We start from the raw sequence: 12,252 nt of genomic DNA, 5'->3' as shown, positions 1-12,252 counted from the left end.
GGTGATCATGAAGCGTAGAGAACTCCATGATCGGGCGAACCGTGCCTGCCCTGCTACTACCGATTAGCTCGGCACCTACTGGCGGACGCCCTAAGCCGACCCTCCGGCTCGGCTTTCCCGGCTCGGCACTCCCCGCCCGATCCTCCCGGCCCGCGACGCACTCCGCGTCGCGGGCCTTGCGGCATCTGTCGCCTGACGTGGACGCGTCCGGAAGGCGACGTGAAGATATGGCGTACGGTCGTACGATTTGCCGCCAATTGCTCGTAATTACGCACCGTCAGGGCTTTGCCACGGTTCGCGCGCCCTCTTACGCTCCGGCGTCATGCCCTCACCGCTGATCAGCGTCGTACTCTCCGCCTACGACCAGCACAAACAGCTCGCCGATTGCCTGGACTCGCTGCTCGCGCAGTCCCTGGCCGACGTCGAGGTGATCGTGGTCGCCGACCGCTCGCCCGAGACCGCCGGCGAGCTCGCCGACGCGTACGCGGCGCGGCATCCGCGGGTGTCGGCGCTGCACCTGAACGCGTCGGTCGGGGTCGGGGTGGGCCGGAACGCGGGGGCGGCGCGGGCGAGCGGCGAGTACCTGCTGTTCCTCGACGCCGACCACCTGCTGCCCCGGGACGCGCTCCAGACGCTCGCCGACCGGCTCAAGCAGACCGGTCCGGTGGACGTCCTGCTGTTCGGCCACTCCCGCCGCCACCAGGACCGGGACTGGCCGGGCGGGGCCGAGGCGCTGCTCGCCGAGGCCGGCCCCGAGGTGTTCGCGCCGTTCGACCGGCCCGCGCTGTTCGGCGCGCCGCCGCTGAGCTGGGACCGGCTGATCCGCCGCGGCCACTGGGAGGGGCTGGGGCTCGCCTTCCCGACCGGCCGCTACGAGGAGGTCCCGGTGGTGCACGCGGCCCTGCTCGGCGCGCAGAAGGCCGCCGTGCTGCCGCGCGAGTGCGTCCAGCTGCGCCGCCGGGAGACCGTCCACCCGGCCGGCGGGCCCGGCAGCAGCGTCTTCGACCTGTTCGAGCAGTACGAGCGCAGCTTCGCCCTGCTGGAGGACCTGCCGCACCTGTACGCGGTGCGCGACGCGATGTTCGTCCGGATGATCCGGCACTACCTGTTCGTCTTCGACCTCGCCGGCTGCGTCTCCCGGGCCGAGCGGCCGCAGTTCTTCCACCGGGCCGCCGAGCACCACCGCCGCTTCCAGCCGCCGGGCCACCGCCGGCCGGGCGGCCGCGAGGGGATCAAGTTCTCGCTGCTGGCCGGCGGCGCCTACCCGGCGTTCGAAGTCGCCAAGCTCTCCCACATCGCGCGCGGAACCCTCACCGGGCGGAAGTAAGCCGGCTGCGGGGTCGGGCACAGAGTCGGGCGCGGGGTCGACCAGGGGGGGTCGGGCGCGGAGTCGGGCGCGGAGTCGGTGATCATGGCCGCGGGAGGGTCACCCGACACTCCGTCGGTGGTACCCCCGTCGCGCCCGGTACCCGGGCGGCGCCCCGGCTGCGATCATCGGCGGAGCCGTGTCCGCCGCACCGCCCGGGAGGTCCCTGGTGAGCCGTCCGTCCGCCGTCCCCGGGGCCGAGCTGGCCCGTGAGCTGGCCGCCGTCCTGCGCGGGGAGGTCCGCTTCGGCGCCGCCGAACGGACCGTCTACAGCCACGACGCCTCCAACTACCGGCATCTGCCGCTCGGCGTGGTCAAGCCTGCCGACCCGGACGACGTGCGCACGACGCTGGCGCTGTGCCGCGAGTACCGCGTGCCGGTGGTGCCGCGCGGCGCCGGGACCAGCATCGGCGGGCAGGCGATCGGCCCGGGCGCGGTGGTGCTGGACTTCCGCCGCCACCTCGGCGAGGTCCTGGAGATCGACCCGCAGGCCCGTACCGCGCGCGTGCGGCCCGGCACCGTCCTGGACGACCTCCAGCGCGCCGCCAAACCGTACGGGCTGCGCTTCGGCCCGGACCCGTCCACGCACAGCCGCTGCACCATCGGCGGCATGATCGGCAACGACTCCTGCGGCTCGCACTCGCTCGCCTGGGGGCGCACCGCCGACAACGTCGAGCGGCTGGAGCTGCTGCTCGCCGACGGCACCGAGCTGACCGTCGGCGGCCGGCTCGGCTCGCAGGAGCGCGCGGCGCTGCGCGCCCTGCCCGGCAGGGTCGGCGAACTCCACACGCGGCTCCAGGAGTTCACCGACCGCAACCTCGCCACCATCCGCCAGGGGATGCCGCGGCTGCCGCGCCGCACCTCCGGCTACCCGCTGGACGCGCTGCTGCCCGAGCACGGCCACGACCTCGCCCGGGCGCTCACCGGCACCGAGGGCACCTGTGCGCTGCTGCTCGGCGCCACCGTCCGCCTCGTCGAGGACCCGCCCGCGCGCGCCCTGGTGGTGGCGGGCTACCCCGACGAGGGCGCCGCCGCCGACGCCGTCCCCGCGCTGTTGCCGTTCGGGCCGCTGACCGCCGAGGGCATGGCGGCCGACCTGATCGCCGCGCTGCTGGCCGCCGGCCCCCGCCCACCCGCGCTGGACCGGCTGCCCGCCGGGGAGTGCTGGCTGTTCCTGGAGACGGGCGGCGCCACCCCGCTGGAGGCCTACCAGGCCGCGCGCCGGCTCGCCGACGCGGTGCGCCGCGAGCGTTCGGCCACCGTCGCCCTGGTCACCGACGCCGCCGAGCAGCGCCAGCTGTGGGCCGTCCGGGAGGCCGGCGCCGGGATCGTCACCCGGCTGCCCGGGGGCGGGGAGGCCTGGCCCGGCTGGGAGGACTCCGCCGTCCCGCCCGAGCGGCTCGGCGACTACCTGCGGGACCTGCGCGCCCTGCTGCGCCGGCACAGCCTGCGCGGCGTCCCGTACGGGCACTTCGGCGACGGCTGCGTGCACCTGCGGATCGACTTCCCGCTGGACCAGCCCCAAGGGGTACTGGTCTTCCGGGAGTTCCTGGAGCAGGCGGCCGATCTGGCGGTCTCGTACGGCGGTTCGCTCTCCGGCGAGCACGGCGACGGGCAGGCCCGCGCCGAACTGCTGCCACGCATGTACCCGCCTGAAGTCATCGACCTGTTCGGCGAGTTCAAACGGATCTGGGACCCGGAGAACCTGCTCAACCCGGGCGCCCTGGTCGACCCGCGCCCGCTCGACGCCGACCTGCGCTTCGTCACCGCCCCGCGCCGCCCGCTGCCGCTCGCCCTGCCGTACGAGCAGGACGGCGGGAGCCTGGCCAAGGCGGTGCACCGCTGCGTGGGCGTCGCCAAGTGCGTGGACCCGACCACCGGGGTGATGTGCCCGAGCTACATGGCCACCGGCGAGGAACGGCACTCCACCCGGGGCCGGGCGCGGCTGCTCGCCGAGATGCTGCGGGGGGACGCGATCCCCGACGGCTGGCGGTCCGAGGAGGTCCGGGAGGCGCTGGACCTCTGCCTGAGCTGCAAGGGCTGCGCGAGCGACTGTCCGGTGCACGTCGACATGGCGACCTACAAGACGGAGTTCCTGTACCAGCACTACCGGCACCGGCCACGCCCGCGCTCGCACTACTCGATGGGCTGGCTGCCGCTCTGGCTGCGGGCCGTCGCGCTCGCGCCCGGGGCCGCCAACACACTGGCCCGCTCACCGCTCGGCGGGACGCTCAAGCGGCTCGGCGGGATCGACCCGCGCCGGGTGCTGCCGGTGTTCCCGCCGCAGACCTTCACCGCCTGGTACCGGCGGCACCGCGCCACGCACCCGGCACCGGCGGGCGCACGGCCGGTGCTGCTGTGGCCGGACACCTTCTCCGACCACCTGCAGCCGAACGTCCTGCGCTCGGCCGTCGAGGTGCTGGAGCACCTGGGCTTCGACGTCCGGCTGCCCTCGGGCCCGGTCTGCTGCGGCCTCACCTGGCACTCCACCGGCCAACTCGGCACCGCCCGCCGGGTGTTGCGGCGCAGCCTGCGGGTGCTGGCGGCGGACGGGCTCCAGGCCGACACCCCTGTGGTCGGCCTGGACCCCAGCTGCACGGCCACCCTGCGCGAGGACCTGCCCCGGCTGCTCGGCCCGGACGGCCGCCCGCTCGCCGAACGCACCCGCACCTTCGCCGAGTTCATCGACGAGTACGCCCCGGACGCCCCGCTCCCGCGGATCCCGCTGGACGCCGTCACCCAGACCCACTGCCACCAGCACGCGGTGCTCGGCAGCGCCGCGGACCGCCGGGTCGAGGCCCGACTGGGCCTGCACAACCGGGTGTTGGATTCCGGCTGCTGCGGGCTGGCGGGTAACTTCGGCTTCGAAAGCGGGCACTTCGAGGTGTCCGAGGCGATCGCCGAGCGGGTGCTGCTGCCCGAGGTCCGGGCGGCCGGGCCGGAGACGGTGGTGCTGGCGGACGGCTTCAGCTGCCGCACCCAGATCGCCCAACTCGCCGACGGCAGGCAGGCGTTGCACCTGGCGGAGCTGATCGCCAGGGAGCTGCGCCACCCCGAGTGACTACGCGCGCCCGGCGAGGAAGGCCCCGACACGTCCGGCACCCCGACCTGGTCGGTCCGGTGGACCTGCGCGCGGCGCTCCACCGCCACCTCGACACCCTGGCCGCGCCGACCTCCTGACACCGCGCCAACACCCCCGCCACAATGGCGCGATGACCCTCACCACCGCCGAGGCGGACAAGCTCCTGGCCGACCACTTCGCCCCCTGGGTGCAGGCTCTCGGCCTGTCCGCCGTCGAGACCGGCGAGCGGCACGCCGTGCTGCGGCTGCCCTGGTCCGACCAGCTCGCCCGCGAGGGCGGCGGGCTGTCCGGCCAGGCGCTGATGGCCGCCGCCGACACCGCCTGCGTGGTCGCGATCTCGGCCGCGCGCGGCGGCTTCGGCCCGATGACCACCGTCCAGCAGTCCACCACCTTCCAGCGGGCGGTCGTCGGGCAGGACGTCCTGGTGCACGCCCGGATCACCAAGCTCGGCCGCCGGATCGCCTTCCTCGACATCACCCTCACCCCCGAGGGGGCCGAGGGAACCGAGGAGCCCGCCGCCCACGCCACCACCGTCTACGCCCTGGGCTGACGCCACGGCTGCGGCCCCGCCCGGCGAGGGCGGGGCCACAGCCCGCGTGCGTACGGCGGTTGCGTACGGCGGTGTCAGCTCAGGGCGGTCGGCGAGGGCGCCTCCTCCGCGCAGACCGCCGACACGAACTCGGCCACCCGGGACTGCGGCATACCGCGCGCGATGTCCGCCTCGCTGATCATGCCGACCAGCTTGTGCTCCGGGTGGTTGATCACCGGCAGCCGGCGCACCTGGTACTGCTCCATCACCCGCAGCACCTGTTCGCAGTCCTCGTCGGCCTCCACCGTCATCGGCCGCCCCTGCGCCAGCTCGCCCGCCGTCACCGCCGCCGGGTCACGGCCCTCGGCGACGCAACGCAGCACGATGTCGCGGTCGGTCACGATGCCCAGCAGCTTGTCGCCGGGCCCACAGATGGGCAGGGCGCCCACGTCACGTTCCCGCATGATCCGGGCGGCGGCGGCGAGCGTCTCGTGCTCGCGGATGCACTCCGCGCCCGGGTGCATGATGTCGCTGGCTTTGGTCATGGTCCGCCTCCTGACCTGGCTTCCTGCCCCTGTCCATCGTGGTCCGGGTGTGTGGCCGACGCCACCGGGCGCCGCTCAGGGCTGCGGTTCCGGCTCGGCTCCGGCGCCGCGCCCGGCACTGCCGTCCGGCGATTCCGCGGCCTCCACCGGCGAGCGCTCCAACAGATCATCGAGCCGCGGGAGTTCGTGCGGGGGCGGCTCCTTGTCGAGTTCGACCTCGGAGACCTCCCCGCTCTTCACGGCCTCCTCCGCGGCCTTCGCCCCGGCGGCGACCGCGGCGGCCGTCAGCAGGTTCCGCTGCTGGACCTCGGTCGAGCTGTCCAGGAAGCGCAGCAGTTCCACCGGGAAGGGCAGCACCAGCGTCGAGTTCTTCTCCGCCGCCACCTCCACCACGGTCTGCAGCAGCCGCAGTTGGAGGGCGGCCGGGGTCGCGCTCATCACCGCCGCCGCCGCCGACAGCCGCTCGGAGGCCTGGTACTCGCCGTCCGCCGTGATGATCCGCGCGCGGCGTTCCCGCTCGGCCTCGGCCTGCCGGGCGATCGAGCGCTTCATCGACTCCGGCAGCGCGACGTCCTTGATCTCCACCCGGTCGATCTCGATGCCCCAGCCCAGCGCCGGGCTGTCGATCATCAACTCCAGCCCCTGGTTGATCGGTTCCCGGTTGGCCAGCAGATCGTCCAGCTCGCTCTTGCCGATGATCGAGCGCAGCGAGGTCTGCGCGACCTGGGAGATCGCGAAGTTGTAGTCCTGCACGTTGACCGTCGCCTTGACCGGGTCCACCACGCGGAAGTAGACCACCGCGTCGACCCGCACGGTCACGTTGTCCCGGGTGATGCCCTCCTGCGCCGGGATCGGCATCGTCACGATCTGCACGTTCACCCTGCGCAGCCGGTCCGCGACCGGCATCAGGGCCACCAGCCCGGGCTGGCGCACCTCGGCGCGCACCTTCCCGAATCGGAACACCACGCCCTTCTGGAACTGCTGGACCACCCTGAGGCTCATGGCCGCCCAGAGCGCCCCCAGCCCGGCCAGCCCCCCGAGGACCCCCAGCACCGCATCGACGATCATCGCGGCCTCCTCGCGGCCTGCGCGCACACCGGCGTGTCCGGCCACCGCCGGCCCGGCCGGGCCGGGGGCCACCGGAGCAACTGCCTCCACGCTACGTCTGCCCGGCCGCGGCCGGATCGAACCGGATATACCAGAAGGAAGACGGATATAGCGGGGTGAACCCCTCAGAGCAGGCAGGAACCGTCAGGAACCCCCGAGCCCGACGCGGCCGACCCCCTAGGATCGGGGCCATGCCGCCCACGGCCACGCCGCAGTCCCCCGCCGACGATCCCGGCGACCCCCGCCACCCCGCCGAGGCCGCCGCCCGGGTCACCGGACTGGCCGCCCTGGACCGCGTGGTCACCGGCTGCCGGGCCTGCCCCCGCCTGGTCGCATGGCGCGAGGAGACCGCCCGCACCAAGCGCCGCGCCTACCAGGACTGGGACTACTGGGCCCGGCCGATCCCCGGCTTCGGCCCGCCCGACGCCCCGCTCGTCCTGGTCGGCCTCGCCCCCGCCGCCCACGGCGCCAACCGCACCGGCCGGATCTTCACCGGCGACCCCTCCGGCGACCTGCTCTACGCGGCGCTCCACGACCTCGGGCTCGCCAACCGCCCGCACTCCGTCCGCTACGGCGACGGCCTGGAGCTGTACGGCGTGCGGATCACCGACCCGGTCCGCTGCGCCCCGCCCGACAACAAGCCGAGCACCGCCGAACGCGACACCTGCCGTCCCTGGATCACCCGCGAACTGCAGCTGCTGCGCCCGACCGTACGGACCGTGGTCGCCCTCGGCGGCTTCGCCTGGCAGGCCCTGCTCCCGGTGATCGCGGACGCCGGCTGGCAGGTCCCCCGGCCCAGGCCCGCCTTCGGCCACGCCGCCCGGGTCGACCTTGCCGCCCGTGACGGCGGCCCGCCGCTGCGGCTCTACGGCTGCTACCACGTGAGCCCGCGCAACACGAACACCGGCCGCCTGACCACCACGATGCTGCGCGACCTGCTGCGCGAGGCGGCCCGCTCGGCGGGGCTCAGCCCCGCGTAGCGCGGGCCGCCCGGGCCGAACGGCTACCCGAACCGGGTGAGCTTGCGTTTGCCCGCCCGCTTCCACACCCCCGGCAGACGCTCACGCGCCGCCGCCTCCACGGCGAGCTGGCGGCCGTACAGGGCGCCGTAGCCGAAGCGCTCGGAGGCGGCGACCGGCTGGGCGGCGAGGGTGGCGGCGGCGACCACGGCGTCCTGGTGTTCGCCGAGGACGTCCTGGACGGCCTTCATCCGCCGCACGTAGCGCTCGGCCCGCGCGCCGGCCGCCGGGGTGGCGGTCTCACCGGCGTAGCGGGCGCGCTTGGCGGCCTTGCGGGCGTCGTGGAGGGCGTGGTCGCGGTCCTCGGAGTCGGCGGCGAGGGCCGCCCGGACGCGGCCGGCGGTGCGGTCCTGTTCGCGGGCGGCGATCCGGGACAGCTCGGGAAGGGCGGGACGGGCGGCCCGGCCGCGCAGCGGCGGGTCGGCGAGGAAGGCGGTGAGGGCGTCGCCGAGGGCCCGCCGGCGTGGGCTGTCGAGGGCGGCGGCTACCTCGGGCCGGACCCGGCGGTACTCGGTCTCGCCCCACCGCTCGAGCGCGGCGGCGACCCGCTCCGGCCCGCACTCGGCGGGCAGCTCACGGGCCTGGGCGGCCAGCCGTTCGGCGAGCACCTCGAGGTCGCGCGCGCCGCCGAGGGCGGCGCCCAGCCAGCGCAGCTCCGTGACCAGCTCGTCCGTCGCGCCGGGGGTGAAGAGCCGTCGGAAGGTCCGCAGGGCGCTGCGCAGCCGTCGGCAGGCGACCCGCATCCTGTGCACGGCGTCCGGTTCGTCGGCCCGGACGGCGTCGTCCAGGCCGGCCAGCACCGCTGCCTGGGCCTCGACGCGGGCCAACAGCACCTGCCCCACCGTGGTCTCGGGTTTCGCCATGCGCGTCCATCCCCTCGTCGGGGCCGCCGGGAACTCTTCCCAGGCTAGTCCGGCCGCGGCCGGTGTCGACCCCACGTCCCGTTGAGGGCGCGTCAGGAGTAAGGGCAAGGGCCCATGCGCCCTCGTGCCGGGTGTGAGCGTCATGGCATACTCCGGAGCGTGACGACCTCCACCCATGCGACCAGGGCCCTGCGGGCCGCGGTGTTCACCGCGCTCGCCGTGCCGATGGCCGCGTTGGGCCAGGTGGTCATCACCGGCCGCCCGCTGCCGCTGTCGCTGGTGGCCTCGGCGGGTGTCGCCGTCTTCCTGGTCGCGGCCGCACTGGCCGGCGGGGAGCGGCGGTTGCTGCACATCTCCGCCGTGATGGTCCCGGTCGAGCTGCTGCTCAACACCACGTTCAACCTGGGCCAGACCGGCTGTGGGCCGGTGCTGTCCGGGCAGGTCCCCGCGCGCGGGGTGAACCTGCTGGTCTGCGGCGGCGGTTCGATGGACGGGTCGCTGCTCGCGGGGCCGTTGGGCCACGCCGGGCAGTTGGCGCCCGCCGTGACCCAACTGCTGCTCCTGCTGGTGCACCTGGTGATCGCGCTGGCCGCCGCCGTCTGGCTGCGGCTGGGCGACTCGGCCCTGTCGGGCCTGGCCCGGGCGCTGCGCGCGCTGCGCGAGTCGCTGGCCCGGCCGTTGCGCGCCCTGCTCGTCCTGCTGGTCCCGGCCCCGGCGCGCCCGGTGCTGCGGGTCCCGCTGCCGGTGTCGGACCGCGCGCGGCCACGCCGCGAGGACGTGGTGCTGAGCCCGGCTCCCCGGCGTGGCCCGCCGGCTTTCGCGCCTGCCTGCTGATCGCTTCCGTACCGGGTCCCTCCCGGACGCCGATCGTTTCTTCCGTACCCGGCCGGACCACGGCCCCCGTACGCCCGCAGGCAGTGCGCACGACTCCCGCGTTCCCCCGACCCCGCCGCACCCGGTGCGGTTCCCCGCGCGCACCCGCGCGCCGCGTACAGGAGTTGAATTCCCATGGTTCAGGCCCCCGGCAAGCAGCAGGCCCAGCGCATCAGTGTCCGTGAGCGGATCCAGGAGGCGCAGCGCCGCGAGCAGCAGGCCGCCAAGCGCCGTCAGCGGATCGTCGTGACCGTCTCCGCGGTTGTCGTGCTCGCCCTCGCGGGCGGTGTCGCCGTCGCGATCGACTCGGCCTCGAACAAGGACGACAAGGGCTCCGCGGCCGCCACCTCGGCCGCGCTGGTCGTCCCGGCCAACGCCGGCGGCCCGGACGGCACGGTGATCACCTACGGCAAGGCCGACGCCCCGCACACCATGGAGGTCTACGAGGACTTCCGCTGCCCGATCTGCAAGCACTTCGAGGCGGCGAACGGCGAGACCGTCAAGAAGCTCACCGAGGACGGCCAGATCAAGGTGGAGTTCCACCTGGCGGCCTTCCTGGACAAGAACCTCGGCGGCAAGGGTTCGCGCACCGCGCTGGCCGCCGCGGGCGCCGCGCTGAACGAGGGCGTGGACAAGTTCAAGCAGTTCCACGACGTGCTGTACGCCAACCAGCCGGACGAGCGCGAGGACGGCTTCGGCGACGTCAACCACATCCTGGACCTGGCCGGCCAGGTGCCCGGGCTGAAGACGGACGCCTTCGTGAAGGCGGTCACCGACAAGACCTACGCGCCGTGGGCGGCGAAGGTCGCCGACGCGTTCAACGACAGCGGGGTGACCGGCACTCCGACGGTGCAGGTGGACGGCAAGCCGGTCACGCTGTTCAGCGGCAAGGCCGTGGTCTCGCCGGAGCAGTTCACCGCCCAGGTCAAGCAGGCCGCCGGCCTGTAGTCCAGCCCGTAGTCCGGCCCGTAGTCCGGCCCGTAGTCCGGCCGGTAGCAACGCCCTTCAGCACGGCACCACCGGCCCGGCCGAACTCCCGGCCGGGCCGGCCCCTCCCAGTCAGCCTCCGGAGTGTGCTGCCATGTCCGCCACTGCCACCGTGCACCTCTCCAGTCCCGCTCCCGACGCCGCCGGACGGGCCCCGGTCGGGGCGAGCCGGGCCTACGCGGTCCTGCTGTTCCTCGGCGGCCTGATCGGTCTGGCCGCCTCGGCCGTCCTGACCTTCGACAAGCTCCGCATCCTGGAGAACCCCTCCTACATCCCCAGCTGCAACATCAATCCGGTGATCAGCTGCGGCTCGGTGATGCGCACCGAGCAGGCGGAGGTCTTCGGCTTCCCGAACCCGCTGCTGGGCCTGGCGGCCTTCGGCGCCCTGGCGGCGATCGGGGCGGGGCTGCTCTCCGGTGCCGCGTACCGACGCTGGTTCTGGCTGGGCCTGCACGCGGGCACCGCGCTGGGTGTGGTGTTCGTGCACTGGCTGGTGGACCAGGCGCTGTACGAGATCGGCGCGCTGTGCCCGTACTGCATGGTGGTGTGGGCGACGGTGGTGGCGCTGTTCTGGTACACGACGCTGCACAACCTGCGCAGCGGGGTGATCCCGGTGGGCCCCCGCCTTCGGGTGGTCGTGCGGGAGGCGGCCCGCTACCACTGGGCGCTGCCGGTGCTGTGGGCGGCGGTGATCGCGCTGCTGGTGCTGAACCGGTTCTGGTCCTACTGGAGCACGCTCCTCTGACCGCCCGTCACCCCGCGCGGGCCGTCCTCATCCGAACACCAGCCGGCGGTAGGCGTTGCGCAGGTCGGTCAGCGGCTGGGTGACCCGGTCGTAGTGCACCTTGTTGGTGAGCAGCAGCGCCCAGCGGCCGAGCCGCCGGGAGACCCAGAAACCGGTGCCGGTGAAGCCGTAGTGGACGAAGGTGCCCTCGGCCGGCTCGGTGCCGGGGGCGTACAGCCAGGACAGGCCGCGGGCGGGCCGCAGTCCGCCGGTCTGCTCGCGCAGCGACTCCTCGATCCACGCCCCGCCCCAGGCGAGTCCGGGCGGCGGGGCGAGCACGGCGGTGAGGAAGCGGGCGAGGTCGCGGGCGGTGGAGAAGGCGCCGGCGTTGCCGGAGACGCCGCCGAGCAGCCGGGCCGAGGGGTCGTGGACGACGCCGCGCAGGGGTGCGCCGGCCCGCTCGTCGTACTCGGTGGGGGCCGTGCGGTCGGCGAGCGCGGGGCCGAGCGGCCCGAATCGGGTGTCGGCCATGCCGAGCGGGTGCCAGGCCCAGCGCGCGGCGAGTCGGTCCAGCGGGGCGCCGCCGAGGTCCTCGACCAGGTAGGTGAGCAGGACGGCGGCGCGGTCGGTGTACTCGACGGCGGTGCCGGGCGTCCGGTGCGCCGGTGCGGCGGTCACCCCGGCCCTGATCGCCGCGGGGTCGCGCCCGTAGAGCTGCTCGAAGCGGGTGTACGGGAGCAGCCCGGCCGTGTGGGCGAGGAGGTGCCGGGCGGTCACCGCGCCGGCGGGCCGTCCGGCGGCCGGCGGCCACCAGCGGCCGAGCGGCTCGTCCAGCGGCAGCCGGCCGGACTGCCGGAGCGTCCCGGCGCAGGGCCAGAGTGCGACGATCTTGGTGAGGCTGGCGAGGTCGTACAGCGTGTCCGGCCCGGGCGCGAGCCGCGCGTACGGGCCCTGCCCGAGCACGCCGTGGCTGCCGCCGCCGAGCGTGCCCCCGGCGTCGCCGACGGCCCAGACGGCGCCCGCCCCGACGGTGCGCACGCCCTCGCGGACCAGCCGGTCCAGCTCCCCGCCGGGCGCGGCCAGGGCGGGGAACCGGTCGACTCCGGGTGCTCGGTGGCTCATCCCATCCCCCAGGGCCGGTCGTCAGGGCGACCGGA

Annotated in this window: 12 protein-coding genes; 8 read left to right on the top strand and 4 right to left on the bottom strand. The window is 74.7% G+C overall.

From position 1 onward, the window contains the following. Positions 1–322: 322 nt before the first annotated feature. From ACZ52J_RS36310 to ACZ52J_RS36295, 4 genes are all read left to right on the top strand, one after another. Positions 323–1,327 (top strand): glycosyltransferase family 2 protein, encoded by a 1,005-nt coding sequence (locus ACZ52J_RS36310; RefSeq protein ID WP_465624931.1) that lies wholly within the window; start codon positions 323–325, stop codon positions 1,325–1,327. A gap of 205 nt (positions 1,328–1,532) precedes the next feature. After that, the gene (locus ACZ52J_RS36305) at positions 1,533–4,427 is read left to right on the top strand and encodes an FAD-binding and (Fe-S)-binding domain-containing protein (protein WP_465624935.1); all 2,895 of its coding nucleotides are present in this window, start codon (positions 1,533–1,535) and stop codon (positions 4,425–4,427) included. Beyond that, positions 4,424–4,546: a hypothetical protein gene (locus ACZ52J_RS36300; RefSeq protein WP_465624929.1), complete on the top strand. Its 123-nt coding sequence runs from the start codon at positions 4,424–4,426 to the stop codon at positions 4,544–4,546. The genes ACZ52J_RS36305 and ACZ52J_RS36300 overlap by 4 nt, the downstream gene beginning before the upstream one ends. A 32-nt stretch (positions 4,547–4,578) precedes the next feature. Continuing rightward, entirely contained in the window at positions 4,579–4,998 is a 420-nt protein-coding gene (locus ACZ52J_RS36295; protein WP_465624927.1) for a PaaI family thioesterase, read from the top strand. A 74-nt stretch (positions 4,999–5,072) separates the two neighbouring features. On the opposite strand, the gene ACZ52J_RS36290 is transcribed toward ACZ52J_RS36295, so the two are convergent. After that, positions 5,073–5,522 carry a CBS domain-containing protein gene (locus ACZ52J_RS36290; protein WP_360491684.1) on the bottom strand — a complete coding sequence of 150 codons (450 nt, stop codon included), beginning with the start codon at positions 5,520–5,522 and terminating at the stop codon, positions 5,073–5,075. Positions 5,523–5,597: 75 nt separating this feature from the next. Next, positions 5,598–6,590, bottom strand: a complete 993-nt coding sequence (locus ACZ52J_RS36285) for a slipin family protein (RefSeq protein ID WP_465624925.1) — start codon at positions 6,588–6,590, stop codon at positions 5,598–5,600. Between the two features lie 230 nt (positions 6,591–6,820). On the opposite strand from ACZ52J_RS36285, the gene ACZ52J_RS36280 reads away from it, so the two are divergent. Then, positions 6,821–7,609 carry a uracil-DNA glycosylase gene (locus ACZ52J_RS36280; protein ID WP_465624923.1) on the top strand — a complete coding sequence of 263 codons (789 nt, stop codon included), beginning with the start codon at positions 6,821–6,823 and terminating at the stop codon, positions 7,607–7,609. Between the two features lie 23 nt (positions 7,610–7,632). On the opposite strand, the gene ACZ52J_RS36275 is transcribed toward ACZ52J_RS36280, so the two are convergent. Further along, the gene (locus ACZ52J_RS36275; RefSeq protein WP_465624921.1) at positions 7,633–8,511 is read right to left on the bottom strand and encodes a CHAD domain-containing protein; all 879 of its coding nucleotides are present in this window, start codon (positions 8,509–8,511) and stop codon (positions 7,633–7,635) included. Between the two features lie 159 nt (positions 8,512–8,670). Between ACZ52J_RS36275 and ACZ52J_RS36270 the strand changes: the two genes are divergently transcribed. The 3 genes from ACZ52J_RS36270 to ACZ52J_RS36260 all read left to right on the top strand — a co-directional run bounded on the left by ACZ52J_RS36270 (position 8,671) and on the right by ACZ52J_RS36260 (position 11,116). Beyond that, the gene (locus tag ACZ52J_RS36270; protein ID WP_360491696.1) at positions 8,671–9,345 is read left to right on the top strand and encodes a hypothetical protein; all 675 of its coding nucleotides are present in this window, start codon (positions 8,671–8,673) and stop codon (positions 9,343–9,345) included. A 174-nt stretch (positions 9,346–9,519) separates the two neighbouring features. After that, positions 9,520–10,332 carry a DsbA family protein gene (locus ACZ52J_RS36265; RefSeq protein ID WP_360491699.1) on the top strand — a complete coding sequence of 271 codons (813 nt, stop codon included), beginning with the start codon at positions 9,520–9,522 and terminating at the stop codon, positions 10,330–10,332. Between the two features lie 133 nt (positions 10,333–10,465). Further along, on the top strand, positions 10,466–11,116 hold the full coding sequence (locus ACZ52J_RS36260) for a vitamin K epoxide reductase family protein (RefSeq protein ID WP_465624919.1): 651 nt from the start codon (positions 10,466–10,468) through the stop codon (positions 11,114–11,116). Positions 11,117–11,143: 27 nt separating this feature from the next. Here ACZ52J_RS36260 and ACZ52J_RS36255 read toward each other — a convergent pair whose 3' ends face one another. Then, entirely contained in the window at positions 11,144–12,217 is a 1,074-nt protein-coding gene (locus ACZ52J_RS36255) for a serine hydrolase domain-containing protein (RefSeq protein ID WP_465624917.1), read from the bottom strand. Positions 12,218–12,252: the final 35 nt, after the last annotated feature.

The sequence above is a fragment of the Kitasatospora sp. NPDC034035 genome (assembly GCF_055575755.1).
Note: the sequence above shows the minus strand (reverse complement) of the source record. Positions and strands in the feature narration are given on the sequence as shown.

Coding starts and splice junctions, on each gene's coding strand:
- ACZ52J_RS36310 (WP_465624931.1), top strand. CDS start 323: ATGCCCTCACCGCTGATCAGCGTCGTACTCTCCGCCTACGACCAGCAC.
- ACZ52J_RS36295 (WP_465624927.1), top strand. CDS start 4,579: ATGACCCTCACCACCGCCGAGGCGGACAAGCTCCTGGCCGACCACTTC.
- ACZ52J_RS36290 (WP_360491684.1), bottom strand. CDS start 5,522: ATGACCAAAGCCAGCGACATCATGCACCCGGGCGCGGAGTGCATCCGC.
- ACZ52J_RS36285 (WP_465624925.1), bottom strand. CDS start 6,590: ATGATCGTCGATGCGGTGCTGGGGGTCCTCGGGGGGCTGGCCGGGCTG.
- ACZ52J_RS36280 (WP_465624923.1), top strand. CDS start 6,821: ATGCCGCCCACGGCCACGCCGCAGTCCCCCGCCGACGATCCCGGCGAC.
- ACZ52J_RS36275 (WP_465624921.1), bottom strand. CDS start 8,511: ATGGCGAAACCCGAGACCACGGTGGGGCAGGTGCTGTTGGCCCGCGTC.
- ACZ52J_RS36265 (WP_360491699.1), top strand. CDS start 9,520: ATGGTTCAGGCCCCCGGCAAGCAGCAGGCCCAGCGCATCAGTGTCCGT.
- ACZ52J_RS36260 (WP_465624919.1), top strand. CDS start 10,466: ATGTCCGCCACTGCCACCGTGCACCTCTCCAGTCCCGCTCCCGACGCC.
- ACZ52J_RS36255 (WP_465624917.1), bottom strand. CDS start 12,217: ATGAGCCACCGAGCACCCGGAGTCGACCGGTTCCCCGCCCTGGCCGCG.